The organism is Pantoea sp. UBA6567, assembly GCF_002434165.1.
GTDB lineage: Bacteria > Pseudomonadota > Gammaproteobacteria > Enterobacterales > Enterobacteriaceae > Pantoea > Pantoea eucrina.
The window spans coordinates 70428-96617 of record NZ_DJJN01000003.1 but is presented as its reverse complement, the minus strand read 5'-3'; the positions used below and the strand labels follow the sequence as shown (position 1 = coordinate 96617).

Sequence of the window (26190 nt, the reverse complement as noted above, 5' to 3'; positions counted from 1 at the left end):
GGTCAGCGGTATCCGCCGTTTTTTTTCGCCTCTCTGATGGCGTGGAAGCCCGCCCGCAAAATGCCCGCCTGTCTGGTGAAATGCTGTACGAAAAGCGTGAAATCCGCCGTAAGCCGCCCGATCTCTGCTGTGGAAGCCGTACATAAGTGCTATTATCTGGCGCTCATATAAGCGGGCTGACAGCATGTCAGCCGCATGGATGTGTTATTAACGTTGCGGACGGATTGTGATCGGACTCTTTTCACGCTGGCGACAATTAGGCAGGCGCTATTTCTGGCCACATCTCCTGCTGGGGATGGTGGCGGCCAGTCTGGGCCTGCCTGCCTGCGCGCAAAACGCCGAGCCTTCCGCCAGCGACTCCCCGGTCAGCAGCCTGTTCACCGGCAATGTGGTTCACTTTGATCACCTGATCCGGCTGCAGGAGAGCGCCCGCCGGCCTGGCGCTAATGTCGATTACTGGCATCAGCACGCTATCCGCACGGTGATCCGCCACCTCTCATTCAGTCTGTCACCGGCCACCGAAGCTGAAGCTGAAATCGCGCTGCCGCTTGCCGTACAGAAGCTGGCGCTGATTGATTCGCTGCAGGCGCTGCTGACATCGCCTGTGCAGCCGCAGCCCGCGCATCTGACACTGCCGTACGCCTGCTATCACTCTCCGATAGCTCATGCCGTTGCTGACTGGCAGGCTACCAGCGATGGTATCCGCGCCGGACCTTTCGTTGCCTGATTACGCCCCCTTTTCCCCTTTTTAAGAGTTAACCGGCCGCGATATCCCGGCTGATAAGAGAAAAATTGAACATGTTAATCAAACTGTTAACGAAAGTGTTTGGCAGCAGCAACGATCGTACGCTGCGCCGCATGCGCAAAGCTGTAGATGTCATCAATAAGATGGAACCTGAGTTCGTCAAACTGTCAGATGATGAACTGAAAGCAAAAACCAATGAATTCCGCGCGCGTCTGGAAAAGGGCGAAGCGCTGGAGAGCCTGATCCCGGAAGCGTTCGCCACCGTACGCGAAGCGAGTAAGCGCGTATTTGGCATGCGCCACTTCGATGTGCAGCTGATTGGCGGTATGGTGCTGAATGAGCGGTGCATTGCGGAGATGCGTACCGGTGAAGGTAAAACGCTGACCGCCACGCTGCCCGCTTACCTGAACGCGCTGAGCGGCAAAGGCGTGCACGTAGTTACCGTCAACGACTATCTGGCACAACGTGATGCAGAGAACAACCGCGCGCTGTTTGAGTTTCTGGGCCTGAGTATCGGTATCAACCTGCCAGGCATGCCTGCGGTTGCCAAGCGTGAAGCTTACGCGGCTGATATCACCTACGGCACCAATAACGAATATGGCTTTGACTACCTGCGCGACAACATGGCATTCAGCCCGGAAGAGCGCGTTCAGCGTAAGCTGCACTATGCGCTGGTGGATGAAGTCGACTCCATTCTGATTGATGAGGCGCGTACGCCGCTGATCATCTCTGGTCCGGCGGAAGATAGCTCCGATCTCTATATCAAAGTTAATAAAATCATCCCGCACCTGGTTCGTCAGGAAAAAGAAGATTCTGACAACTTCCAGGGAGAAGGCGACTTCTGGGTCGATGAGAAAGCGCGTCAGGCGCACATGACTGAACGCGGCCTGGTCAAGGTTGAAGAGCTGCTGGTCAGCCAGGGCATTATGGAAGAGGGCGAGTCGCTCTACTCGCCAACCAATATTATGCTGATGCATCACGTCACCGCTGCGCTGCGGGCGCACGCGCTCTTCACGCGGGACGTCGACTATATCGTTAAAGAGGGTGAGGTCATCATTGTTGATGAGCACACCGGCCGTACCATGCAGGGGCGCCGCTGGTCTGATGGTCTGCATCAGGCTATTGAAGCCAAAGAGGGAGCGGATATCCAGAATGAGAACCAGACGCTGGCGTCCATCACCTTCCAGAACTACTTCCGTCTGTATGAGAAGCTGGCCGGTATGACCGGTACGGCGGACACCGAAGCGTTTGAATTCAGCTCGATTTACAAGCTCGACACTATCGTGGTGCCAACTAACCGTCCGATGGTGCGTAAAGACATGGCCGATCTGGTCTACATGACCGAGAAAGAGAAGATCGATGCCATCATTGAAGATATTCGTACCTGTACGGCAAAAGGCCAGCCGGTGCTGGTGGGGACTATTTCGATTGAGAAATCAGAAGTGGTCTCTAATGAACTGACGCGCGCCGGTATTAAACACAGCGTGCTGAACGCCAAATTCCACGCCAGCGAAGCCGATATTGTGGCGCAGGCAGGCCAGCCGGGAGCGGTGACTATCGCGACCAACATGGCGGGTCGTGGTACCGACATCGTGCTGGGTGGCAGCTGGCAGGCTGAAGTGGCCGCGCTGGAAGCGCCGTCTGAAGAGCAGGTGCAGGCGATTAAAGAGGCGTGGAAACTGCGTCACGATGCCGTACTGGCCTCAGGCGGTCTGCATATCATCGGTACTGAGCGTCATGAATCACGTCGTATCGATAACCAGTTGCGCGGCCGTGCCGGTCGTCAGGGCGATGCCGGCTCTTCTCGCTTCTACCTCTCTATGGAAGATGCACTGATGCGTATCTTCGCCTCCGATCGCGTTTCGAACATGATGCGCAAACTCGGCATGAAGCCAGGTGAGGCGATTGAGCATCCGTGGGTGACCAAAGCGATCGCAAACGCGCAGCGCAAGGTTGAGAGCCGCAACTTCGATATTCGTAAGCAGCTGCTGGAGTATGATGACGTCGCAAACGACCAGCGTCGTGCTATCTACAGCCAGCGTAATGAACTGCTGGATGTCTCTGATGTGTCTGACACCATCAACAGCATTCGTGAGGATGTGTTTAAGGCGACGATCGACACCTATATTCCGCCGCAGTCGCTGGAAGAGATGTGGGACGTGCCGGGCCTGGAAGAGCGTCTGCGCACCGATTTTGATCTCGATCTGCCGGTTGCTGAGTGGCTGGATAAAGAGCCGGATCTGCATGAAGAGACGCTGCGTGAACGGATCATGACCCGCGCGCGCGAAAGCTATGCGGCGAAAGAAGAGGTTGTCGGCACCGAAATGATGCGCAACTTCGAAAAAGGCGTGATGCTGCAGACGCTGGATTCACTGTGGAAAGAGCATCTGGCGGCGATGGACTATCTGCGTCAGGGGATCCATCTGCGCGGCTATGCCCAGAAAGATCCCAAGCAGGAATATAAGCGCGAATCCTTTGCCATGTTTGCGGCAATGCTGGAGTCACTGAAGTATGAAGTGATCAGCACGCTGAGCAAGGTTCAGGTGCGGATGCCGGAAGAAGTTGAAGCGATGGAGCAGCAGCGTCGCGAAGAAGCTGAACGTCTGGCACAGCAGCAGCAGCTGAGTCACGTGGATGATGAAACCGCCGCCGCCGAGGCGCTTGCCGCCCAGGGTGGTGAACGTAAAACCGGGCGTAACGATCCCTGCCCGTGTGGCTCGGGCAAAAAGTATAAGCAGTGTCACGGCCGTCTGGCCTGACCCTGAAAAGGAGCCTGCGGGCTCCTTTTTTTTACGGTTATGACGCCGTTCAGGACGGGTTATTAACATCCGCGCCGCGCTGTTTTACACTTTGCGCACTTTGATAATAAAGCGGGATCAACTCTATGAAGCACCTGCAGGTCGCAGTCGGCATTATCCGTAATGCCAGCCGCCAGATTTTCCTTGCGCAGCGCGCAGCCAGCTCTTATATGGCAAACAAATGGGAGTTCCCCGGCGGAAAAATTGAACAGAATGAAAGTGCGGAGCAGGCGCTGAAGCGTGAGCTTATGGAGGAAACCGGTATTGAGGTGACCCGTGCGACCGCAATCGGCCAGGCTGACCACGCCTATGATGACCTGCGCGTCACGCTGCATTTCTTTCTGGTGGAAGCGTGGCAGGGTGAGCCATGGGGACGCGAGGGGCAGCCGCAGCGCTGGGTAGCGCAGCGCGATCTTATTGCAGAGGAGTTTCCGGCTGCAAACCATGCGCTGATTGCCCGTCTGGTGGCGGACGAACTCTGAAACAGGGGCGCGATGCCCCTGCTGTTTTATTGCTGCTCTTCACTCCACTCATCGCTGTCGGTCTGGTCGCCACTGCTGGGAATGCGTTTTTCCTCTGCGGCCCATTCGCCAAGATCAATCAGCTGACAGCGTTTGCTGCAGAACGGACGCCACGGGCTCAGTTCATCCCACATCACATCTCTGCCGCAGTTCGGGCAGGGTACGGTAATCATCTCTTCCGGCATAATATCCTCTAACAGCAGGCCAGTTCAAAATTCAGGCGGGCAGGCACCGCGCCCTGTTCGCTATCCAGCGGCAAAAAACGAATAGCGTAACGGCTTTTATGACCTGAAATCTGCGGATAGAGCGCATCTTCCAGCGTCAGCCGCAGCCGCAGCAGGTCTGCTCCTTCAGCATTGTCCTGATAAAATCCATTCAGGCTGGTCTGATGACGAAATACGCCAGACTGGCGGATAAGATCGAGGATCATCATCAGGCTGTTACGCAGCGGCTCAAGCGATGCCAGCCAGCCAGCTACCTGCGTATCGCGCAGCGTCTGCTCCTGGTGCAGCCAGATGTGCAGGCCAGGTAAATCAAAACTGCAGCAGCCGCCGGGAATGCTGAGACGCTGACGTACCAGCGATATCAGCCGATCGTCACGCAGATGCTGGCCCATACGCGGTGCGCTCAGCAGCTCAGCGGAGAGCTGTTTAAGGCGGTTGCTGAGCTGGCTTACCGTCTGCTCATCAACACCGGGCACATCCAGCCAGGCGCGCAGTTTCTGCTGCTGACGCTCCAGCTCTTTAAGCAGCTCGGTCCGCATATCGCCGCGCTCAAAAATATCCAGCAGGTCGGCAAGAATGCGAAACACGCCCAGTGCGGCAACGGAATGATTCACCGGTACCGTTTCATGCAGCTGATTGAGTAAAAACTCGACGCGCAGCCAGGTGCGCATCTTCTCATTCAGCGGATGCTCAAACAGAACAACTGTACTCATTATCTTAATCCCGTCCGGTTGCTGCCAGGCGCAAATAACGCTGGTGAAGTTCAGCAACCCGCGGCAGCACCTGTTCGGGTGTGCCGCTATTATCAATAATATCATCGGCGCAGGCGAGGCGCTGTTCGCGGCTCACCTGCGCAGCAAGAATACGTTGTGCCTGGCTCAGCGACACGCCGTCGCGCTGACGCGTACGCTGCAGCTGAACCGCTTCATCTACATCGACCACCAGCACGCGATCGGCCTGGCGCTGCAGGTTGTTTTCAATCAGCAGGGGAACCACCCATAGAACATAAGAGGATGACGCCTGCGCCCTGAGCTGTTGAGTACGGGCATTAATCAGCGGATGCAGCAGCTGATTAAGCCAGTTTTTCTCCTGCGGCTGCTGGAAAATAATCTCCCGCAGACGAGCGCGATAGAGCGTGCCTTCTGCCGTCAGAATGGATTCGCCATGGCGTTTTACAATCGCCTGTAGCGCTGGCGTGCCCGGCTCTACCACCTCGCGGGCGATCACATCAGCATCAATGATCTCCACGCCCAGAGCGGCAAAGGCGTTAGCGACGGTGCTTTTACCACTACCAATGCCGCCGGTAAGCGCAACGGTAAACAGCATATTTTTCTCCCGGTATGCAGCGCATCAGAGGGCGGCAGTGTCACAAAAGTGAGAAGACGATCACATACTTAGCGATCGGCTAAATTTACCGGATTGTAGCGTAAGTAAAGTGAAATTCGCACCCTTGCCACCGCCGTTATGGCGCGTATGATAACGACACTGGAGCCGTGAGCGCTACCCGAACTGCGGTTCGTTTTCACTAACCAGGACCCTCTGCTATGCGTATTGAAGAAGATATCAAACTGGGCTTTAAAGATGTGTTAATCCGCCCGAAACGCTCAACGCTCAAAAGCCGTTCTGATGTTGAACTGGCACGTACCTTTACCTTTAAGCACTCCGCTCTGAAGTGGTGCGGGGTGCCGGTTATCGCGGCAAATATGGATACCGTTGGCACGTTCACCATGGCAGAAGCGCTGGCTGGTTTTGAGGTGCTTACTGCAGTTCATAAACACTATAGTATTGATGCATGGCAGGCGTTTATCCAGCGCGTGCCCGCTTCCGTGCTGAAGTACGTCATGGTTTCAACCGGGACGTCAGAAGCGGATTTCACCAAACTGAATGCGATTCTTGCTCTCTCGTCGGAGCTTCAGTTTATCTGCATCGACGTGGCAAACGGCTATTCAGAGCACTTTGTTGCGTTTCTGCAGCGTGCGCGTGAACGCTTTCCGGATAAGACCATCTGCGCCGGTAACGTCGTGACGGGAGAGATGGTGGAAGAGCTGATCCTGTCCGGTGCGGATATTGTCAAAGTGGGGATCGGCCCGGGATCGGTCTGCACAACGCGTGTCAAAACCGGCGTCGGTTATCCGCAGCTGTCGGCGGTGATTGAGTGCGCCGATGCCGCGCACGGTCTGGGCGGACAGATTGTCAGCGACGGCGGCTGTTCCGTGCCGGGCGATATCGCCAAAGCGTTTGGTGGCGGCGCTGATTTCGTCATGCTGGGCGGTATGCTGGCGGCACACGATGAGTGTGAAGGCACGCTTGTGGAAGAGCAGGGCGAGCAGTTTATGCTGTTTTATGGCATGAGCTCTGAATCGGCGATGAAACGCCACGTGGGCGGCGTAGCGCAATACCGTGCGGCGGAGGGCAAGACCGTACGGCTGCCGCTGCGCGGACCGGTTGCCGAGACCGTCAAAGATATTCTGGGCGGCCTGCGTTCAGCCTGTACCTATGTTGGCGCCGAACGTCTGAAAGAGCTGACCAAGCGTACAACGTTTATTCGCGTGGCAGAGCAGGAGAATCGCGTTTTTAACCGATAAACCTTCCGGACGGGCGCAGCAGGCGCCCGTTAACGTATTACCTCTCCCAGACCAAATACCGGCAGATACATGGCGATAACCAGCGTGCCTACGATCGCTCCGATCACCAGCATCATCGCCGGTTCAAGCGCAGCAGCCAGCGCCTCCGCCCGGTTTGAGGTTTCCGTTTCATGCCACTCTGCCAGCCGGGACAGCATAATATCAAGCGCGCCAGCCTCTTCGCCGGCCCCTGTCAGCTGGGCACAGAGCGGCGTAAACAGCGTATGCTGCTGCAGGGCCTGGTGCAGCGGGGCACCGGCAGCAATATGCGCCTGCAGCTGTACTATCGCTTCGCGCCACAGACGCGCCGTCAGCGTCATCTCCACTGTCTGCAGGCTGTGCAGCAGCGTAAGCCCTGCCTGCTGCGTCAGCTGCAAAATGGCATAAATCTGGCTGAGCTGCGCACCGCGCCAGAGCGGGGCGATCAGCGGCAGGCGCAGGATAAAATGCTGCAGGCACCGCTGCCAGCGCGCGGAGCGGCGTACAATCTGGCGCGCTGCGATGGCACAGCCGGCAGCGATCAGCAGCAGCGGCAGCGCGGTCTGCCGCATGCCTTCTGACAGCGCGACAACGCCTGCGGTAAAGGCGGGCAGTGGTGCATCAAAGCTGGCATAGACGGCAGTAAACTCCGGCAGCACAAACAATAGCATACCGGCACTGACCGCCAGCGCCACCAGCAGGATAAAGAGCGGATAGCGCAGCGCTTTGCCAACCTTCTGGCGCAGCAGGCGCTGCTTTGCCTGCTGCTGCGCCAGCCGCAGGCAGCAGCTGTCGAGCTGTCCGGTGGTTTCGCCGACCTGCATCAGCGCAGAAAAGAGGGGCGGAAAGAGATCGGGCCACGTGCGCAGCGCCTGCGAAAATGCCTCTCCGGCCAGCACCTGCTGCTGCAGACCCGCGAGCACTACGCGCCAGCCGGCATGCGGATGCCCCTGTGCCAGCAGCATCAGGCTTTCAGCCAGCGGTAACCCCGCTTTTAGCAGCGTAGCCAGCTGGTGCATCAGCTCAATTTTTTGCTGCCATTTCCAGTCGCGTCTGCGCCAGCAGCGGCCGCGTTGCCAGCTCACGATCAGCATGCCGCGATCGGCGAGCTGATTCAGCAGCGCGGCCCGATCGCGCAGCAGCGACTCTCCTGCCTGCAGCTCGCCCATGGTGTCCAGCGCCTGCCAGCGGTAGTGATAGAGTTTAGCCATTGTCCAGCCCTACCACGCGCTGCATCTCTTCAAACGATGTCTCCCCGCGGCTTACCGCTTCAAGACCGGCGCTGAGCAGGGTTTTCATTCCCTGCTCGCTGGCGAGCGTCAGCACATGTTCCAGCGGCATATCTGAAGAGATGGCGTTCTGCAGCCTGCTGTTAACCGGCAGGATTTCAAACAGCGCAAGGCGCCCATAGTAGCCGGAAAAACAGTGGTCACAGCCCGGCGCTCGCCAGGTCTGCAGGGTGCCGGGCCAGAGCGTGGCAGGCAGATGAGCGATAGCCTGTGCTGGCTGGCGACAGTGCAGGCAGAGACGACGAACCAGACGCTGTGCAATCACCAGCTGCAGCGCTGGCCCCAGCAGATAGCCCGGGATCTCCATCTGTCTGAGGCGCGTCAGCGTTTCAGCGGTAGAGTTTGTATGCAGCGTGGAGAGAACCAGGTGGCCGGTTTGTGCCGCTTTTACCGCAATACTGGCCGTTTCACTGTCGCGGATTTCACCGACCATGATCACATCCGGATCCTGACGCAGCAGGGCACGCAGTACGCGATTAAAGTCGAGACCGCTGCGGGGGCGCACCTGAGTCTGATTGATGCCGGTCAGCGGGATCTCTATCGGGTCTTCAACGCTGCAGATATTTTTTTCCGGCACGTTCAGTGCGCTGAGGCTGCTGTAGAGCGTAAAGGTTTTGCCGCTGCCGGTCGGGCCGGTCACCAGAATCAATCCCTGCGGTTTAACCAGAGCCTGTTTCAGCAGACGCAGCTGGGCCAGCGGCATACCGAGTTTATCCAGCGCAATCGCACTGCTTTCACCCTGCAGCAAGCGTACAACGGCTTTTTCGCCGTGGCTGACCGGCAGCGTGGCGAGGCGAAAGGCGGCATCGCTGCCGTTTATCTCCTGGGTAAACTGCCCATCCTGCGGCAGACGCCGCTCTGCAATATCAAGCCCGGCGAGCACCTTCAGCCGCGCCAGCACGGCTGCCGGCTGCACCTCCGGCAAGCGCGGCAGATTATGTAGCACGCCGTCGATGCGCAGCCGGATACGCAATCCCTGCGACTGAGGCTCAATATGCACATCTGAAGCGCGTCGCTGTACGGCCTGATGCAAAATCTGGTTTACCGCCTCGGTTGCTGAGGCTGCGCTGCGCTGCTCAGGCAGCCGCTCATCGGATAGTGACGGGTGCAGCGCCTGCTCCATGCGGGCAGCCGGCCAGCACTCAATCTCTACCTGACGCTGGCAGGCGAACTGCAGCGCCTCCAGCAGCTGCGGGTGGGGAGAGTCGGTAACGGCTACGCGCAGCCGGGTGTCATCATGCTGCAGCAGCCGCGCCTGATAGCGGGCGCACAGCGCCAGCAGTGTCGGATCATGCTCAGCCATTGGTCTCATCCTTATCTGCAAACCGGAACTGGTTCAGACAGTTATCGCGCAGGCTGCTGCTGCTGCTGGTACAGCTGCGCTGCCAGTTAAGCATGCCTTCAGCCGTGTTCCAGACGGGCTGCATCTCCACGCTCAGCCCGCTGAGGTTCTCCTGGCCGGTAAGCGCAATCACGCCACCGGTAACGGTGAGCGAGGCGACATAGCGCGAGCCTCTGGCCGCCGGAATGCCGTGTTCACCAGCCTGACACTGTGCCGGACCGCCGCGCTCAATGGCGCAGAGTTCCACCGCCGTTTTATAGGGCAACATGGTTTGCAGCATGTCAGTCAGCGCTGCGCGCTGCAGGTAATTTTGATAAGCAGGCAGGCCAATTGCGCTGAGAATAGCGACGATGCCGATGACGATCATCAGTTCAATCAGGGTAAAACCGCGTTGTCTTTCCATAGCAGGGCTCCTTTGTTCTGCAGCGCTACGATAAGCAGCACCCGCGGGTGATGAAAGCGTATCGCCTGAAAAGCGGAGCGTGCCGCGCAGCCATTTTTAGCGGTTGCAGCAAACGACAGTTGCAGTACCGGGCGGGCTCACAACGCCGGGCAGAACAGGGCCACCGGAAGCGTTATGACGCTGGCCTGTTTTTGCAGCGGCAGCGGCAATGACCGGAGGATGAGAAAGCGCGCTATCGCACGAAGACGCTAAACCCTGCTCTGAATCGTGATATTCTCGGCCTGATTTTGCTAAGGATGAGAGAGATGAAACTGGAACAGGGCTGGATCAGCAGCGCCCGTAAGGTGCCCTCGCCCCACTTTAATGCACGCCCCGACAATGAAGCGCCGTCGCTGCTGGTGATCCACAACATCAGTTTGCCGCCGGGCGAATTTGGCGGGCCGTGGATCGATCGTCTGTTTACCGGCTCGCTGCCTGCCGATGCACACCCCTATTTTGCTGATATCGCGCAGCTGCGCGTGGCAGCGCACTGCCTGATCCGCCGCGACGGTGAGCTGGTACAGTACGTCTCACTAAACGAGCGCGCCTGGCACGCGGGCGTTTCGGCTTTCAGCGGGCGGGAAAACTGCAACGACTTTTCTATTGGTATTGAGCTGGAAGGCACCGACACGCTGCCTTACACCGACGCCCAGTACGCCATGCTGCAGCAGGTCACCGCGCTGCTGCAGCAGCACTATCCGCTGGCCGCCGATCGTATTACCGGCCATAGCGATATTGCACCCGGGCGTAAAACCGATCCGGGCCCGGCGTTTGACTGGTCACGCTATAAACAGGGTACTACTCAGGAGAATACCTGACACTGCAGGAGCCATTATGACGTTGTTTAGTTTGTTACTTGTTCTGGGATGGGAACGCCTGTTTAAAATGGGCGAACACTGGCAGCTGGATCACCGGCTGGAGCCGCTGTTCCGTGGCCGGCAGCGCTTTTCGCTGCCGCGCACGCTTCTGATGACCGCAGCAGCCATGCTGCTGGTGTGGCTGGTGGTCTGGAGTCTGCATGGCCTGCTGTTCGGGCTGCTGCAGCTGCTGTTCTGGATTGTGACCGGACTGCTCTGTATCGGCGCCGGTTCTGCGCGACAGCATTATCATAACTATCTGCAGGCTGCCAGCCGTGATGATGAGGCGGCGCACCAGGCGATGGCTGCAGAGCTGACGCTCATTCATGGCGTGCCGGCAAACTGCAGCGAGCGTGAGTTCCTGCGCGAGCTGCAGAATGCGCTTATCTGGATCAACTTCCGTTTCTATCTCGCTCCGCTGTTCTGGTTCGTGGTCGGAGGGCCGGTGCTGCTGGTGGGGTACGCTTTTCTGCGCGCCTGGCAGAGCTGGCTGGCACGACACGCATCAGATCAGGCACGCGCTGCCTCAGGTGTTGATGCGCTGCTGCACGTGCTGGACTGGATCCCGGTACGGCTGGCGGGCGTCGCTTATGCGCTGCTGGGTCACGGCGAGCGCGCGCTGCCCGCCTGGTTTGCTTCTCTGAGCGACCTCCATCGCGCTCAGTATCAGGTGCTGACCAGCCTGGCGCAGTTCTCGCTGGCGCGCGATCCGCACACGGATAAAGTCGCCACCCCACGCGTGGCGGTGGCGCTGGCAAAACGCACTTCGCTGGTGCTGGTGGTGGTGGTGGCGCTCCTGACTATCTACGGCACGCTGGTGTGATCCGCCGGAGGCACGCCAAAATCGGGCGTGCCATCCTCGCGCCAGCTGAAATATTTCAGGCGCGTATGGCGATTGGGATCCCACAGCGGATCGCCCTCAATTTCCGTGTAGTTGCGGGCGTGATAAACCAGCACGTCGCGTCCCGCTTCATCCGTCGTAAAACTGTTGTGTCCCGGCCCGTACTGCTGATTTTCCCAGCTGGTGGTAAACACCGGCCGCGCTGACTTCTGCCAGGCGATGCGATCGCGCGGATCGGCCTGCACGTCAATACTCAGCATACCCAGACAGTAGTTTTCATCGGTCGCGCTGGCGGAGTAGGTCACAAACAGCCGGTTGCCGTGACGGATCGCCGCCGGACCTTCGTTAACGCTGAAGCCGGCACACTCCCACTCATATTCAGGCCGGCTCAGCATCACCGGCGTGCCTTTAAGCGTCCAGGGGTTAAGCAGCTCGGCCAGATAAAGATTGGAATTACCGGGAATAGCGGGATCTTTTTGTGCCCAGAGATACCAGTTTTTACCCTGATGGACGAAATGGGTGGCGTCCAGCGCAAAGCTATCGAACTGCGTTTCGACCCGGCGACAGGGCTGCCAGTAGCCGGTCAGCGGATCGGCATCATCGCAGACCAGCGCATACATGCGATGCTGAAACAGCCCCTCTTTAATTTCCCGGCTCGGCGCTGCCGCAAAGTAGATGACCCACTGACCATTAATGTGGTGCAGCTCGGGCGCCCAGATCAGCTCACTGTATTCACCCTGATCCGGCTTGCGCCAGACGGTAACGGCGGGTGCCTCACGCAGTCCCGCAAGCGTGCTGGCGTGGCGCAGCTCCAGCCGATCGTATTCCGGTACTGAGGCGATAAAGTAGTAGCCAGCACCGTGCCGCAGAATAAAGGGATCGGCGCGCTGCGTAATAAAAGGGTTAGGCCAGGTCATTTGATCTCTCCGGGTTGAGTGGTTGCGGCCGGGGATGGAGCGGACAAATCGCGAAAGTTAGCGCGGCGCAGCGCCAGGTCATCCTGAATCGTGCGCATCAGCTTGCGATCCACTTTCATCAGGCGCACTACGCCTGCGGTGATCAGGTAGCCGACACCGGGTATTACGGTAAAGAGCAGCATAATGCCGTTGACGGCGCTGGCGGACTGCTGTTTTGCACCCGCGTCATAGCCGTAAACCGACAGCAAAAAGCCGACCATGGCACCAGCAACCGCCAGCCCGACCTTGAGAAAAAAGAGATTGCCGGAAAAGCTCATACCGGTAATACGCTTGCCGGTTTTCCACTCGCCATAGTCATCCACATCGGCCATCAGCGACCAGTGCAGCGGCGAGGGGATCTGATGCAGAATATTCAGCAGGAAATAGGCCACCACCACCGTGACGGTAGCGTGTGGATCGATCCAGTAAAACCCGCAGGAGAAGAGCGCCAGGGCGATATTGGTCCAGAAAAAGACCTTCAGCTTGCACCAGCGGTCGGTGAGATATTTTGCCAGCGTGCTGCCACCCATCATGCCGATCACGCCAAGGCTGATAAACAGCGTGGCAAAATGCGTCGACTGGCCCATGACCCAGGTCACGTAATACATGGTGGCCGCCATGCGGATAAAGCCTGGACAGACGTTGCAGAAGGTCAGCAGCAGAATGCGCACCCACTGATCGTTTTTCCAGATATCGCGCAGGTCTTTCTTCAGATCGTCATGCGTTGGCACCGCAGGCCGGATTCGTTCGCGGACGTTAGCAAAACAGAACAGAAACATCGCCAGGCCAATCAGCGCCAGCACGCTCATCGCCAGCTGATAGCCGCGCGCCTTGTTGTCACCGCCAAACCACTCCGCCATAGGCAGCAGTGAGAGTGAGAGGATCAGCGTGGCGACACCCACCATCACGAAGCGATAAGACTGACAGGAAACGCGCTCGCCCGGATCGCTGGTGATAACGCCGCCCAGTGAACAGTAGGGAATATTGATGGCGGTATAGGTCAGCGACATCAGGAAATAGGTGACAAAGGCCCAGATAACTTTGTTTTCATAGCTCCAGTCCGGCGTGGTAAACATCAGTACGCTGAACAGAACATATGGCACTGAGACCCAGAGCAGCCAGGGACGGAAGCGGCCCCATCGGCTCTGGGTACGATCCGCTATCGCGCCCATGATGGGGTCTGTTACCGCATCCAGCACGCGTACTGAAAGCAGCAGTACGCCGACCAGCGCCGGTGCCAGGCCAAAAACATCGGTGTAGAAGTAGTTCAGAAACAGCATGATCGCGCCACCAATCATGTTACAGCCGGCATCGCCCATGCCATATCCCAGTTTTTCTCTGAATGAGAGTGCAGCACTTTTCATCGTCGTCTCCTGCGACAAGTGGAGCGAAAAGTATCAGCGCAAACGGCAGGCAGGGGTGATCAACAATGAGTCGCGTAGATGGACAAAACGGGTGCAGGGAAAAAAGTGTGAGGACGATCGGCAGAGGTGCCCGGTCAGATGAACCGGGCACGCGGGACTATCAGGCTTTCTGCGTTTTGTTTTTAATGGCGTAACCCACCGCCAGAATAACCAGCCAGACCGGAATCAGCCATACCGAGATCGCCATTCCAGGCGTCATCGCCATGATCACCAGCACGGCGGCCATAAACAGCAGGCAGAGCCAGTTACCGGCCGGGTAGAGCACCGCGCGGAAGCGCGTAGTGACACCCTGCTGATCTTTCTTACGGCGGAATTTCATATGTGCCAGGCTAATCATCGCCCAGTTGATAACCAGGGCCGACACCACCAGAGACATCAGGATGCCAAAGGCTTCTCCCGGCATAAGATAGTTAATCAACACGCACAGCGCGGTAGCAACCGCTGAGACCATAATGGTGGCAACCGGTACGCCACGACGATCAACCCTGAGCAGCGCTTTTGGCGCATTGCCCTGCTGGGCCAGGCCGAACAGCATACGACTGTTGCAGTAAACACAGCTGTTATAGACCGAGAGCGCCGCCGTCAGGATCACGACGTTCAGCGCATTCGCGACCAGCGCATCACCCAGCTCATGGAAGATCAGGACAAACGGACTGGTGTCAGCGGTGACGCGCGTCCAGGGCAGCAGCGACAGCAGCACTGCCAGTGAGCCAATGTAAAAAATCAGAATGCGCCACAGCACCTGATTAGTGGCTTTAGGAATGCTCTCTTCCGGGTTGTCCGCTTCTGCAGCGGTAATGCCTACCAGCTCCAGGCCGCCAAAGGAGAACATAATAATCGCCATCATCATAACCAGACCGGTCATGCCGTGCGGCAGAAAGCCGCCCTGAGCCCACAGGTTGCTGACGGATGCCTGCGGACCGGCGTTGCCGCTGAACAGCAGCCAGCCGCCAAACAGGATCATGCCGATAACGGCCACGACTTTGATAATGGCGAACCAGAACTCCATCTCACCAAACACTTTGACGTTGGTCAGGTTAATGGCATTGATGACGACAAAGAAAATAGCGGCGCTGGCCCAGGCAGGAAAATCGGGATACCAGAACTGAATATATTTGCCGACGGCGCTGAGTTCGGCCATTGCAACCAGCACATAGAGCACCCAGTAGTTCCAGCCAGAGGCGAAGCCGGCAAAATTGCCCCAGTATTTGTAGGCAAAATGGCTGAAGCTGCCGGCAACCGGCTCCTCAACCACCATTTCGCCCAGCTGGCGCATAATTAAAAAGGCGATAAATCCGGCAATGGCATAACCCAGAATCACGGCCGGGCCGGCAGATTTAATAACCGATGCGCTACCCAGAAACAGGCCGGTGCCGACGGCACCGCCCAGCGCGATCAGCTGGATATGGCGATTCTTCAGGCCGCGATGCAGCGCTTCGCCATGCTGTTGTTCCATACAAACCTCTTTGTATTGTTATTGTGCGCCTGCAGTGCCCGCACTTAAGGCTGTGATACTGCGTGTAATCTTTTCTTTACGAATTCAGACTGGCTCTCTGTAGCGAGACGCTATTCAGGCGACCAGAATAGTGATAAGCGCGCGGCTTTGCACCTGCTTTTGCTTTTTGTGCTAAGGAGTGATGGAAAAAGCAGCGATTTACTCTGTGGTTTCCCTTGCGCTATTTCTGCCATGAATAATGCTTAAACACGAATAGCTTTCGCTTATGGCGTATAAGAGAAACGACCGCTTTTGCAGTGTAAGGTTTGGTAAAAGTGAAATCTGTTAACAACTTCGCGCAGTTGTTTCTTTTTCCTGTTACTACGGCGGCTTAAGGCGTGATGCCTGGGTTCAGGGCTATATCGGGCTGGAAGTAGGAGAGTGGCCATATAGACACAAGGTGAATACTTTGTTACTTTACGGGCACCATTTTTCAATTGGTATTACCAATTTACTCCAGACGTTTGGCTTATAAGAAGGGAAGATGGCTTATAGTAAAATTCGCCAGCCCAAGCTCTCCGATGCGATAGAGCAGCAGCTGGAATCCCTGATTATGGAAGGGACCCTTCAGCCGGGTGAGAAACTGCTCCCCGAGCGCGAACTGGCCAAACAGTTTGATGTCTCACGTCCATCGCTACGCGAAGCGATTCAGAGTCTGGAAGCCAAAGGTTTACTGCTGCGTCGCCAGGGTGGCGGCACATTTGTGCAGCAGAACCTCTGGCAGAGCTTAAGCGACCCCCTGGTCGGGCTGCTGGCCCAGCATCCGGAATCTCAGTTCGATCTGCTGGAAACCCGTCATGCGCTGGAAGGCGTGGCTGCCTACTACGCAGCGCTACGCGGTACCGATGAAGATCTGCAGCGTATTCGCGACTGCCATCTTCAGATTCAGCAGGCGCAGGAGAGCGGCGATCTCGACGCCGAAGCGGACGCCGTCATGAAGTATCAGATTGCGGTCACGGAAGCGGCGCATAATGTGGTGCTGCTGCACCTGCTGCGCTCCATGAGCCCGATGCTGGAACAAAACGTACGTCAGAATTTCGAATTGCTCTACGCTCGCCGCGAAATGCTGGCGAAAGTGAGCGAGCATCGCGCCAGTATTTTTGCGGCGATTGTGGCGCGCGAGCCGGAACAGGCCCGCGAAGCCTCGCATCGTCATCTGGCGTTTATAGAGGAAATCTTGCTGGACAGAAGTCGGGAGCAGAGCCGTCGTGAACGCTCCCTGCGTCGTTTACAGCAACGCAAGGAATAACGTACGGCAACGAACGTGCGACATAAACGACGGGCCTGTCTTCTTGTGCTGTGAACCTGAAGCACAACACAAGCAGACAGGCTCCTGATAATTCAACGTATTAGACACAGATAAGGAATACCCCCCATGTCAGAACGTTTACAGAATGACGTGGATCCGATCGAAACTCGTGACTGGCTACAGGCGATCGAATCGGTCATCCGTGAAGAAGGTGTTGAGCGTGCGCAGTATCTGATTGATCAGGTCCTGAGCGCTGCCCGCAAAGGTGGTGTAAAAGTAGCTGGCGGTGGCGGTGCTGCTGCAGCGATCAGCAACTATATCAACACCATTGCGACAGAAGATGAGCCGGACTATCCGGGCAACACCTCTCTCGAACGTCGTATCCGTTCCGCAATTCGCTGGAACGCCATTGTTTCAGTTCTGCGTGCGTCGAAGAAAGATCTGGAGCTGGGGGGACACCTCTCTTCTTTCCAGAGCTCTGCCACAATCTATGAAGTGTGCTTCAACCACTTCTTCCGCGCACGCAGCGAAAAAGATGGCGGCGATCTGGTCTACTTCCAGGGTCACATTTCTCCAGGCATCTACTCACGTGCGTTCCTTGAAGGACGTCTGACTGAAGAGCAGATGAATAACTTCCGTCAGGAAGTGCACGGCAACGGCCTGTCATCCTATCCGCATCCAAAACTGATGCCGGACTTCTGGCAGTTCCCGACCGTTTCAATGGGTCTGGGTCCGCTGAACGCTATCTATCAGGCGAAGTTCCTGAAGTACCTGGAGCATCGCGGCCTGAAAGATACGTCTGGTCAGACGGTGTACGCTTTCCTTGGCGATGGCGAGATGGATGAACCGGAATCCAAAGGTGCTATCACCATTGCGACCCGTGAGAAGCTGGACAACCTGGTCTTCATCATCAACTGTAACCTGCAGCGTCTGGATGGCCCGGTCACCGGTAACGGTAAGATCATCAACGAGCTGGAAGGCATTTTTGCCGGTGCTGGCTGGAACGTGATCAAAGTGATCTGGGGCGGACGCTGGGATGAGCTGCTGAAGAAAGACACCAGCGGCAAACTGATTCAGCTGATGAACGAAACTGTTGACGGCGACTATCAGACCTTTAAATCACGCGACGGCGCCTATGTGCGCGAGCACTTCTTCGGTAAATACCCGGAGACCGCTGCGCTGGTGAAAGACTGGTCCGACGAAGAGATTTTCGCACTGAACCGCGGCGGCCACGATCCGAAGAAAATCTATGCTGCCCTGAAAAAGGCGCAGGAGACCAAAGGTCAGCCAACGCTGATTCTGGCTCATACCATTAAAGGTTATGGTATGGGTGATACCGCGGAAGGCAAAAATATCGCCCACCAGGTCAAGAAGATGAACATGGATGGCGTACGCTACATCCGCGATCGCTTCAATGTGCCAGTGGCTGATGAGAAAATCGAAGAGCTGCCTTACGTCACCTTTGAAAAAGGCTCAGAAGAGTACAACTACCTGCACGGCCAGCGTGAGAAGCTGGGTGGCTATCTGCCAACCCGTCAGGCGGAGTTCACTGAGAAGCTGGAAATGCCGACGCTGGAAGAGTTCAAACCTCTGCTGGAAGAGCAGAGCAAAGAGATCTCTACCACGATCGCTTTCGTGCGCGCGCTGAACGTGATGCTGAAGAACAAGTCGATCAAAGATCGTCTGGTGCCAATCCTCGCGGATGAAGCACGTACTTTTGGTATGGAAGGCCTGTTCCGTCAGATCGGTATCTACAGCCCGAACGGCCAGCAGTATACGCCGCAGGACCGCGAGCAGGTTGCTTACTATAAAGAAGATGAGAAAGGCCAGATTCTGCAGGAAGGGATCAACGAGCTGGGCGCAGGTTCATCCTGGCTGGCAGCGGCGACCTCTTACAGCACCAACAACCTGCCGATGATCCCGTTCTACATCTACTACTCCATGTTTGGCTTCCAGCGCATTGGCGATCTGATGTGGCTGGCGGGCGATCAGCAGGCGCGTGGCTTCCTGGTTGGCGGTACGTCGGGCCGTACGACGCTGAACGGCGAAGGTCTGCAGCATGAAGATGGCCACAGCCATATTCAGTCGCTGACCATCCCTAACTGCATCTCCTACGATCCTTCCTACGCGTATGAAGTGGCAGTGATCATGCAGGATGGCCTGGTGCGTATGTATGGTGAAGCGCAGGAAAACATCTATTACTACATCACCACGCTGAACGAAAACTACCATATGCCGGCGATGCCGCAGGGTGCGGAAGAGGGTATCCGTAAGGGTATCTACAAGCTGGAAGAAGTCGAAGGCAAGAAAGGCAAAGTGCAGCTGCTGGGCTCAGGCTCTATTCTGCGCCACGTGCGCGAAGCGGCACAGATTCTGGCGAAAGAGTACGGTATCGGCTCTGATGTCTACAGCGTAACCTCGTTCACCGAGCTGGCGCGAGATGGTCAGGATTGCGAACGCTGGAACATGCTGCATCCGACTGAAACGCCACGCGTGCCTTACATCGCTCAGGTGATGAACGATGCGCCGGCCGTAGCGTCAACCGACTACATGAAGCTGTTCGCAGAACAGGTCCGCAGCTACGTGCCAGCCAGCGACTACCGCGTGCTGGGTACCGATGGCTTCGGTCGTTCTGACAGCCGTGAAAATCTGCGTCATCACTTCGAAGTGGATGCGTCATATGTGGTAGTGGCTGCGCTGGGTGAGCTGGCTAAACGCGGTGAAATCGAGAAGCAGGTGGTAGCGGACGCTATCGCTAAATTCGATATCGACGCTGATAAAGTTAACCCGCGTCTGGCTTAAGAGGTAAAGAGTAATGGCTATCGAAATTAACGTACCGGATATCGGGTCAGACGAAGTTGAAGTCACCGAAATTTTGGTGAAGGTGGGCGACAGCGTTGAAGCTGAGCAGTCGCTGATCTCTGTGGAAGGCGATAAAGCCTCGATGGAAGTGCCTTCGCCGCAGGCGGGCGTGGTTAAAGAGATCAAAATCGCCGTCGGTGACAAAGTGAATACCGGCTCGCTGATTATGGTGTTTGACGCTGAAGGTGCGGCAGAAGCTGCACCGGCTGCCGAAGAGAAAAAAGCAGAAGCCGCGCCGGCTCCTGCTGCTGCAACGGCAACCGCCAGCAAAGAGGTTAACGTACCGGATATCGGTGGTGATGAAGTCGAAGTCACAGAGATCCTGGTTAAAGTGGGCGACAAGGTTGAAGCTGAGCAGTCGCTGATCACCGTTGAAGGCGACAAAGCTTCAATGGAAGTGCCTGCGCCGTTTGCTGGCGTAGTGAAAGAGATCAAAATCGCTACCGGCGATAAAGTGAACACCGGTTCACTGATTATGATCTTTGACGCAGAAGGCGACGCACCGGCTGCCGACGCGAAACCACAGATGAAAGAAGAGGCGACCTCCGCCCCGGCTGCAGCTGCAGGCGCGAAAGAGGTAAACGTACCGGATATCGGCGGTGATGAAGTTGAAGTGACCGAGGTACTGGTGAAAGCGGGCGATAAAGTCACCGCTGAGCAGTCGCTGATTGTGGTTGAAGGCGATAAAGCCTCTATGGAAGTGCCGGCGCCGTTTGCCGGTACGGTAAAAGAGCTGAAAGTGGCCACCGGTGACAAAGTCAGTACCGGCTCACTGATCATGATCTTTGAAGTGGAAGGCGGCGCACCATCGCCAGCACCGGCAGCCAAACCGGAAGCGGCCGCCGCGCCGGCGAAAGCGGAGGCTAAACCCGCTGCAGCACCTGCGCCGGCTAAAGCGGAAGCGAAAAGTGAGTTCGCTGAGAATGACGCCTATGTGCACGCCACGCCGGTGATCCGTCGTCTGGCGCGCGAGTTTGGCGTTAACCTGGCGAAGGTGAAAGGCACCGGGCGTAAGGGCCGCATCCTGAAAGAGGATGTGCAGACTTACGTGAAAGAGGCGGTGAAACGCGCTGAGGCTGCGCCAGCTGCTGCTGCAGGCGGCGGTCTGCCAGGCATGCTGCCATGGCCGAAGGTAGACTTCAGCAAGTTTGGTGAAGTGGAAGAAGTGGAGCTGGGCCGTATCCAGAAAATCTCTGGTGCTAACCTGAGCCGTAACTGGGTCATGATCCCGCACGTTACGCACTTCGATAAAACCGATATCACCGATCTGGAAGCGTTCCGCAAGCAGCAGAACGCGGAAGCCGAGAAACGCAAGCTGGATGTGAAGTTCACCCCGGTGGTGTTCATCATGAAAGCGGTTGCGGCGGCCCTGGAGCAGATGCCGCGTTTCAACAGCTCGCTGTCTGAAGATGGTCAGAAACTGACGCTGAAGAAATACATCAACATCGGCGTGGCGGTTGATACGCCAAATGGTCTGGTGGTTCCGGTGTTCAAGGATGTTAATAAGAAAGGCATCACTGAACTCTCGCGTGAGCTGATGGCAACCTCGAAGAAAGCGCGCGATGGCAAACTGACCGCCAGCGATATGCAGGGCGGCTGTTTCACCATCTCCAGCCTTGGCGGCCTTGGCACGACGCACTTCGCGCCTATCGTCAACGCGCCGGAAGTGGCGATCCTTGGCGTCTCCAAATCGGCCATGGAGCCGGTCTGGAACGGTAAAGAGTTTGCACCGCGTCTGATGATGCCGATCTCGCTCTCGTTTGACCACCGCGTGATCGACGGTGCTGATGGTGCGCGTTTCATCACCATCATCAACAATATGCTGTCTGATATTCGCCGTCTGGTGATGTGAAGTTAATCAAGGCCGGCAAATGCCGGCCTTGTTGTAAGCATTCAGTTGTTACCGCGGTTGGCAGTTTATTAACAATTCTGTAAACTCTCGCGGTGAAATGTCCCGGTGGCGACAGGGTAGCATGAGCCTGGGAAAGGTCGCTCTGACCGCCGGCAATCTAACAAGAGGTCATGATGAGTACAGAGATTAAAACTCAAGTCGTGGTACTTGGGGCAGGTCCTGCAGGTTACTCTGCAGCCTTCCGTTGCGCTGACTTAGGTCTGGAGACCGTTCTGGTTGAGCGCTACAACACCCTCGGTGGTGTTTGTCTGAACGTAGGCTGTATCCCGTCAAAAGCGCTGCTGCACGTCGCGAAAGTGATTGAAGAAGCGAAAGCGCTGGAAGAGCACGGCATCGTGTTTGGTCAGCCGCAGACAGACATTAACAAGATCCGCACCTGGAAAGAGAAGGTGATCAACCAGCTGACCGGCGGTCTGGCCGGAATGGCGAAAGGCCGTAAGGTCAAAGTCGTAAACGGTCTGGGTAAATTCACCGGTGCCAACACCCTGGTGGTTGAAGGTGAGGGTGGCGCAACCACCATCAACTTCGATAACGCAATCATCGCCGCAGGCTCACGCCCTATCGAGCTGCCGTTTATCCCGCATCACGATCCGCGCGTCTGGGACTCTACGTCAGCGCTGGAGCTGCGTGAAGTGCCGAAGCGTCTGCTGGTCATGGGCGGCGGCATCATCGGTCTGGAGATGGCGACAGTTTACCATGCGCTGGGTTCAGAGATTGACGTGGTTGAGATGTTTGACCAGGTGATCCCGGCAGCGGATAAAGACGTGGTTAAAGTCTTTACCAAGCGTATCAGTAAGAAATTCAATCTGATGCTGGAAACCAAAGTCACCGCGGTTGACGCGAAAGATGACGGTATCTATGTGTCGATGGAAGGTAAAAAAGCGCCTGCTGAGGCGCAGCGCTATGACGCGGTGCTGGTCGCCATTGGCCGCGTGCCAAACGGTAAAGGCCTCGACGCCGGTAAAGCGGGCGTGGAAGTGGACGAGCGCGGCTTTATCCGTGTCGATAAGCAGATGCGTACCAATGTGCCGCACATCTACGCTATCGGTGATATCGTGGGTCAGCCTATGCTGGCGCACAAAGGCGTGCACGAAGGCCACGTTGCCGCTGAGGTCATCTCTGGTCTGAAGCACTACTTCGATCCGAAAGTGATCCCATCCATCGCCTACACCGAGCCGGAAGTTGCATGGGTAGGTCTGACTGAGAAAGAAGCCAAAGAGAAGGGCATCAGCTACGAAGTCTCCACCTTCCCATGGGCGGCCTCAGGCCGTGCTATCGCTTCTGACTGCGCTGACGGCATGACCAAGCTGATCTTTGACAAAGAGACGCATCGCGTTATCGGCGGTGCTGTAGTCGGCACCAACGGCGGCGAGCTGCTGGGTGAAATCGGTCTGGCGATCGAAATGGGTTGTGATGCCGAAGATATCGCGCTCACCATCCATGCGCACCCGACGCTGCATGAATCAGTTGGCCTTGCCGCTGAAATCTTTGAGGGCAGCATCACCGATCTGCCAAACGCGAAAGCGAAGAAGAAATAAGTTTCACTTCTGCGATCAACGGCTCCTGCGGGGGCCGTTTTTTTTTGCTGTTACAGCCGCAGGCATAACTAAAGGTTAGCCAGATCATTTTCTGCCACGCTGAAAGTTATGATCTGAAAACCGCCTGCCGCATATCTGCCGCTTTTTTTTCCGTCTGCAGGGGAATACCCGGACAGTTATGCCGGAAATTGGCTGGATGTTGCTTTTTTGTAAACAGATTAACAATCAGGCGAAATCCTGCTATGCTGGCCGACGCAGAACCGGGCACCTCACCCTACTGTTTAACAGCATCAAGGTGTACCGGAAAGCTATACAATGAGAGCGAGGAGAACGTCGTGCTAGAAGAATACCGTAAGCACGTTGCCGAGCGTGCTGCCCAGGGAATCGTACCTAAGCCGTTAGATGCTTCCCAGATGGCCGCGCTGGTTGAACTGCTGAAAAGCCCGCCTGCGGGTGAAGAAGAATTTCTGGTTGACCTGCTGGTTAACCGCGTCCCGCCAGGCGTTGATGAAGCCGCCTATGTTAAAGCCGGTTTCCTGGCTGCTGTCGCAACGGGCGAAGCCCACTCTCCTCTGGTTACGCGCGAGAAAGCTGTTGAACTGCTGGGCACCATGCAGGGTGGCTATAACATCCACGCGCTGATTGAAGCACTCGACGACGAAGCGCTGGCACCGATTGCCGCTGAAGCGCTGTCCCATACGCTGCTGATGTTCGACAACTTCTACGATGTGGAAGAGAAAGCCAAAGCGGGTAACGCCCACGCAAAAAAAATCCTGCAATCCTGGGCTGATGCCGAGTGGTTCCTGAAGCGTCCTAAGCTGGCTGAAAAAATCACCACCACCGTGTTCAAAGTGACCGGCGAAACCAACACCGACGACCTCTCTCCGGCGCCGGATGCGTGGTCGCGCCCGGATATTCCACTGCATGCGCTGGCGATGCTGAAAAACCCGCGTGATGGTATTGAGCCAGACGAGGCGGGCAACATTGGCCCGATTAAACAGATTCAGGCGCTGCAGCAGAAAGGCTTCCCGCTGACGTATGTCGGCGACGTCGTAGGTACCGGCTCATCACGTAAATCCGCCACCAACTCGGTGCTGTGGTTTATGGGTGAAGATATCCCGTACGTGCCGAACAAAAAGGGCGGCGGTCTCTGCCTCGGCGGTAAAATTGCCCCGATTTTCTTCAACACCATGGAAGATGCCGGCGCGCTGCCGATCGAACTGGATGTTGAGCGCCTGAACATGGGCGATGTGATTGACGTTTACCCGTATAAAGGCGAAGTCCGCAGTCACGAAACCAATGAACTGCTGGCAACCTTTGAACTGAAAACCGATGTGCTGCTGGATGAAGTCCGCGCCGGCGGCCGTATTCCGCTGATTATCGGTCGCGGCCTGACGACGAAAGCACGCGAGTCACTCGGCCTGTCGGCAAGCGACGTCTTTGTGCAGGCGAAAGATATCGCCACCAGCACGCGCGGCTACTCGCTGGCGCAGAAGATGGTGGGCCGCGCCTGTGGCGTTGAGGGTATTCGTCCGGGCGCGTACTGCGAGCCGAAGATGACCTCTGTGGGTTCACAGGATACCACCGGTCCGATGACGCGCGATGAGCTGAAAGACCTGGCGTGCCTCGGCTTCTCCGCCGATCTGGTGATGCAATCCTTCTGCCACACCGCGGCCTATCCGAAGCCGGTTGATGTGACCACGCACCATACGCTGCCGGATTTCATCATGAACCGCGGTGGCGTCTCGCTGCGTCCGGGCGATGGTATTATTCACAGCTGGCTGAACCGTATGCTGCTGCCGGATACCGTTGGCACCGGCGGTGACTCACACACCCGCTTCCCGATTGGCATCTCTTTCCCGGCGGGTTCCGGCCTGGTGGCGTTTGCCGCTGCGACTGGCGTGATGCCGCTCGATATGCCGGAATCGGTGCTGGTGCGCTTTAAGGGCACCATGCAGCCGGGCATTACGCTGCGCGATCTGGTACACGCTATCCCGCTGTACGCGATTAAGCAGGGCCTGCTGACGGTAGAGAAGAAGGGCAAGAAAAACATCTTCTCCGGCCGTATTCTGGAGATCGAAGGTCTGCCGGATCTGAAAGTTGAGCAGGCTTTTGAGCTGTCTGATGCCTCCGCTGAGCGTTCTGCTGCCGGTTGTACCATCAAGCTGGATAAAGCGCCGATCATCGAGTACCTGAACTCCAACATCGTCCTGCTGAAGTGGATGATCTCGGAAGGCTACGGCGATCGCCGTACGCTGGAGCGCCGCGTTGAGGGCATGGAGAAATGGCTGGCCGATCCGCAGCTGCTGGAAGGCGATGCAGATGCAGAATACGCTGCGGTGATCGAGATCGATCTGGCGGATATCAAAGAGCCGATTCTGTGTGCACCAAACGATCCGGATGATGCGCGCTGGCTCTCTGACGTGCAGGGCGAGAAGATTGACGAAGTGTTTATCGGCTCCTGCATGACCAATATCGGTCACTTCCGCGCGGCCGGTAAGCTGCTGGACGCGCATAAGGGCCAGCTGCCGACGCGTCTCTGGGTGGCTCCGCCAACCAAGATGGATGCGGCGCAGCTTACCGAAGAGGGCTACTACAGCGTCTTTGGTAAAAGCGGTGCGCGTATTGAGATCCCGGGCTGTTCGCTCTGCATGGGTAACCAGGCACGCGTGCAGGACGGTGCGACGGTGGTCTCCACGTCGACCCGTAACTTCCCGAACCGTCTGGGTAACGGCGCCAACGTCTTCCTGGCATCAGCCGAGCTGGCTGCCGTCGCTTCGCTGCTTGGCAAACTGCCAACGCCGGACGAGTATCAGCAGTTTATGGTGCAGGTGGATAAAACGGCCGACGACACCTATCGCTATCTCAACTTTGACCAGCTGGGTCAATATACCGAGAAAGCGGACAGCGTGATTTTCCAGACCGCCGTATAACGCGACGGGTAAATCGGGGGGGATGATGCAAATCATCCCCCTTTTTTATGCCTTTTTTACCGGCGGCACTCCCGGCATAATGCGAGCGCGATCCCACTTTATTACGCGCGCTGCGCTCAGAATGCACATAAACGTGCAGTCCGGCGCGCTACTGGTATG

General features: G+C 56.9%; 20 protein-coding genes. 11 read left to right on the top strand and 9 right to left on the bottom strand.

The features are described 5' to 3' along the window. The first annotated feature begins 226 nt into the window (after nucleotides 1-226). The 3 genes from secM (at nucleotide 227) to mutT (ending at nucleotide 4025) form a co-directional block, all read left to right on the top strand. Entirely contained in the window at nucleotides 227-727 is a 501-nt protein-coding gene (secM, locus tag B4M48_RS01800) for a secA translation cis-regulator SecM (protein ID WP_039382596.1), read from the top strand. 71 nt (nucleotides 728-798) lie between these two features. Then, a complete protein-coding gene (gene secA, locus B4M48_RS01795; RefSeq protein ID WP_071669073.1) occupies nucleotides 799-3504 on the top strand; it encodes a preprotein translocase subunit SecA in 2706 nt (901 codons plus the stop codon). 125 nt (nucleotides 3505-3629) lie between these two features. Next, a complete protein-coding gene (gene mutT / locus B4M48_RS01790; RefSeq protein ID WP_039382599.1) occupies nucleotides 3630-4025 on the top strand; it encodes an 8-oxo-dGTP diphosphatase MutT in 396 nt (131 codons plus the stop codon). 26 nt (nucleotides 4026-4051) lie between these two features. Here mutT and yacG read toward each other — a convergent pair whose 3' ends face one another. From yacG to coaE, 3 genes are read right to left on the bottom strand one after another with little or no spacing between them, the layout of a single operon-like run. After that, a complete protein-coding gene (yacG, locus tag B4M48_RS01785; RefSeq protein WP_039382601.1) occupies nucleotides 4052-4249 on the bottom strand; it encodes a DNA gyrase inhibitor YacG in 198 nt (65 codons plus the stop codon). An 8-nt stretch (nucleotides 4250-4257) separates the two neighbouring features. After that, nucleotides 4258-5001, bottom strand: a complete 744-nt coding sequence (zapD, locus tag B4M48_RS01780) for a cell division protein ZapD (protein WP_039382603.1) — start codon at nucleotides 4999-5001, stop codon at nucleotides 4258-4260. A gap of 4 nt (nucleotides 5002-5005) precedes the next feature. Continuing rightward, the gene (coaE, locus tag B4M48_RS01775) at nucleotides 5006-5614 is read right to left on the bottom strand and encodes a dephospho-CoA kinase (RefSeq protein WP_039382604.1); all 609 of its coding nucleotides are present in this window, start codon (nucleotides 5612-5614) and stop codon (nucleotides 5006-5008) included. Nucleotides 5615-5832: 218 nt separating this feature from the next. Here coaE and B4M48_RS01770 point away from each other — a divergent pair, with 218 nt between their 5' ends. Next, entirely contained in the window at nucleotides 5833-6873 is a 1041-nt protein-coding gene (locus B4M48_RS01770; RefSeq protein WP_071669072.1) for a GMP reductase, read from the top strand. Between the two features lie 29 nt (nucleotides 6874-6902). Here the strand turns inward: B4M48_RS01770 and hofC are convergent, their stop codons facing one another. The 3 genes from hofC to ppdD are packed head-to-tail and all read right to left on the bottom strand — an operon-like array spanning nucleotide 6903 to nucleotide 9925. Further along, a complete protein-coding gene (hofC, locus tag B4M48_RS01765) occupies nucleotides 6903-8102 on the bottom strand; it encodes a protein transport protein HofC (RefSeq protein ID WP_071669071.1) in 1200 nt (399 codons plus the stop codon). Next, nucleotides 8095-9483 (bottom strand): type II secretion system protein GspE, encoded by a 1389-nt coding sequence (gene gspE / locus B4M48_RS01760; RefSeq protein WP_288655808.1) that lies wholly within the window; start codon nucleotides 9481-9483, stop codon nucleotides 8095-8097. The genes hofC and gspE overlap by 8 nt, the downstream gene beginning before the upstream one ends. Continuing rightward, nucleotides 9476-9925, bottom strand: coding sequence for a prepilin peptidase-dependent pilin (gene ppdD / locus B4M48_RS01755; protein WP_039382612.1), 450 nt, complete (start codon nucleotides 9923-9925; stop codon nucleotides 9476-9478). The genes gspE and ppdD overlap by 8 nt, the downstream gene beginning before the upstream one ends. A 305-nt stretch (nucleotides 9926-10230) precedes the next feature. Here ppdD and ampD point away from each other — a divergent pair, with 305 nt between their 5' ends. Beyond that, complete coding sequence (ampD, locus tag B4M48_RS01750) at nucleotides 10231-10782, top strand: 1,6-anhydro-N-acetylmuramyl-L-alanine amidase AmpD (RefSeq protein ID WP_039382614.1); 552 nt, start codon at nucleotides 10231-10233, stop codon at nucleotides 10780-10782. 16 nt (nucleotides 10783-10798) lie between these two features. Then, nucleotides 10799-11644 (top strand): beta-lactamase regulator AmpE, encoded by an 846-nt coding sequence (ampE, locus tag B4M48_RS01745; protein WP_039382616.1) that lies wholly within the window; start codon nucleotides 10799-10801, stop codon nucleotides 11642-11644. On the opposite strand, the gene B4M48_RS01740 is transcribed toward ampE, so the two are convergent. The 3 genes from B4M48_RS01740 to aroP form a co-directional block, all read right to left on the bottom strand. After that, nucleotides 11626-12579 carry a family 43 glycosylhydrolase gene (locus B4M48_RS01740; RefSeq protein WP_039382619.1) on the bottom strand — a complete coding sequence of 318 codons (954 nt, stop codon included), beginning with the start codon at nucleotides 12577-12579 and terminating at the stop codon, nucleotides 11626-11628. The two genes, ampE and B4M48_RS01740, sit on opposite strands and share 19 nt — an antisense overlap. Beyond that, nucleotides 12576-13982: a glycoside-pentoside-hexuronide (GPH):cation symporter gene (locus B4M48_RS01735; RefSeq protein ID WP_039382621.1), complete on the bottom strand. Its 1407-nt coding sequence runs from the start codon at nucleotides 13980-13982 to the stop codon at nucleotides 12576-12578. The genes B4M48_RS01740 and B4M48_RS01735 overlap by 4 nt, the downstream gene beginning before the upstream one ends. Before the next feature lie 160 nt (nucleotides 13983-14142). Further along, nucleotides 14143-15498 carry an aromatic amino acid transporter AroP gene (gene aroP, locus B4M48_RS01730; RefSeq protein ID WP_039382624.1) on the bottom strand — a complete coding sequence of 452 codons (1356 nt, stop codon included), beginning with the start codon at nucleotides 15496-15498 and terminating at the stop codon, nucleotides 14143-14145. A 523-nt stretch (nucleotides 15499-16021) separates the two neighbouring features. Here aroP and pdhR point away from each other — a divergent pair. From pdhR to acnB, 5 genes are all read left to right on the top strand, one after another. Next, on the top strand, nucleotides 16022-16786 hold the full coding sequence (gene pdhR, locus B4M48_RS01725; RefSeq protein WP_039382625.1) for a pyruvate dehydrogenase complex transcriptional repressor PdhR: 765 nt from the start codon (nucleotides 16022-16024) through the stop codon (nucleotides 16784-16786). A gap of 126 nt (nucleotides 16787-16912) precedes the next feature. Beyond that, complete coding sequence (gene aceE, locus B4M48_RS01720) at nucleotides 16913-19588, top strand: pyruvate dehydrogenase (acetyl-transferring), homodimeric type (RefSeq protein ID WP_039382627.1); 2676 nt, start codon at nucleotides 16913-16915, stop codon at nucleotides 19586-19588. 13 nt (nucleotides 19589-19601) lie between these two features. Then, nucleotides 19602-21500: a pyruvate dehydrogenase complex dihydrolipoyllysine-residue acetyltransferase gene (gene aceF, locus B4M48_RS01715; RefSeq protein ID WP_071669067.1), complete on the top strand. Its 1899-nt coding sequence runs from the start codon at nucleotides 19602-19604 to the stop codon at nucleotides 21498-21500. Between the two features lie 173 nt (nucleotides 21501-21673). Beyond that, nucleotides 21674-23098 carry a dihydrolipoyl dehydrogenase gene (lpdA, locus tag B4M48_RS01710; protein WP_039385712.1) on the top strand — a complete coding sequence of 475 codons (1425 nt, stop codon included), beginning with the start codon at nucleotides 21674-21676 and terminating at the stop codon, nucleotides 23096-23098. Between the two features lie 335 nt (nucleotides 23099-23433). Then, nucleotides 23434-26031, top strand: coding sequence for a bifunctional aconitate hydratase 2/2-methylisocitrate dehydratase (acnB, locus tag B4M48_RS01705; protein WP_071669066.1), 2598 nt, complete (start codon nucleotides 23434-23436; stop codon nucleotides 26029-26031). Nucleotides 26032-26190 lie beyond the last annotated feature (159 nt).

Bases quoted from the DNA above. Each gene is read 5' to 3' on its own strand.
- secA (WP_071669073.1), top strand. From the start codon at position 799: ATGTTAATCAAACTGTTAACGAAAGTGTTTGGCAGCAGCAACGATCGT.
- mutT (WP_039382599.1), top strand. From the start codon at position 3,630: ATGAAGCACCTGCAGGTCGCAGTCGGCATTATCCGTAATGCCAGCCGC.
- yacG (WP_039382601.1), bottom strand. From the start codon at position 4,249: ATGCCGGAAGAGATGATTACCGTACCCTGCCCGAACTGCGGCAGAGAT.
- zapD (WP_039382603.1), bottom strand. From the start codon at position 5,001: ATGAGTACAGTTGTTCTGTTTGAGCATCCGCTGAATGAGAAGATGCGC.
- coaE (WP_039382604.1), bottom strand. From the start codon at position 5,614: ATGCTGTTTACCGTTGCGCTTACCGGCGGCATTGGTAGTGGTAAAAGC.
- B4M48_RS01770 (WP_071669072.1), top strand. From the start codon at position 5,833: ATGCGTATTGAAGAAGATATCAAACTGGGCTTTAAAGATGTGTTAATC.
- hofC (WP_071669071.1), bottom strand. From the start codon at position 8,102: ATGGCTAAACTCTATCACTACCGCTGGCAGGCGCTGGACACCATGGGC.
- gspE (WP_288655808.1), bottom strand. From the start codon at position 9,483: ATGGCTGAGCATGATCCGACACTGCTGGCGCTGTGCGCCCGCTATCAG.
- ppdD (WP_039382612.1), bottom strand. From the start codon at position 9,925: ATGGAAAGACAACGCGGTTTTACCCTGATTGAACTGATGATCGTCATC.
- ampD (WP_039382614.1), top strand. From the start codon at position 10,231: ATGAAACTGGAACAGGGCTGGATCAGCAGCGCCCGTAAGGTGCCCTCG.
- ampE (WP_039382616.1), top strand. From the start codon at position 10,799: ATGACGTTGTTTAGTTTGTTACTTGTTCTGGGATGGGAACGCCTGTTT.
- B4M48_RS01740 (WP_039382619.1), bottom strand. From the start codon at position 12,579: ATGACCTGGCCTAACCCTTTTATTACGCAGCGCGCCGATCCCTTTATT.
- B4M48_RS01735 (WP_039382621.1), bottom strand. From the start codon at position 13,982: ATGAAAAGTGCTGCACTCTCATTCAGAGAAAAACTGGGATATGGCATG.
- aroP (WP_039382624.1), bottom strand. From the start codon at position 15,498: ATGGAACAACAGCATGGCGAAGCGCTGCATCGCGGCCTGAAGAATCGC.
- pdhR (WP_039382625.1), top strand. From the start codon at position 16,022: ATGGCTTATAGTAAAATTCGCCAGCCCAAGCTCTCCGATGCGATAGAG.
- aceE (WP_039382627.1), top strand. From the start codon at position 16,913: ATGTCAGAACGTTTACAGAATGACGTGGATCCGATCGAAACTCGTGAC.
- aceF (WP_071669067.1), top strand. From the start codon at position 19,602: ATGGCTATCGAAATTAACGTACCGGATATCGGGTCAGACGAAGTTGAA.
- lpdA (WP_039385712.1), top strand. From the start codon at position 21,674: ATGAGTACAGAGATTAAAACTCAAGTCGTGGTACTTGGGGCAGGTCCT.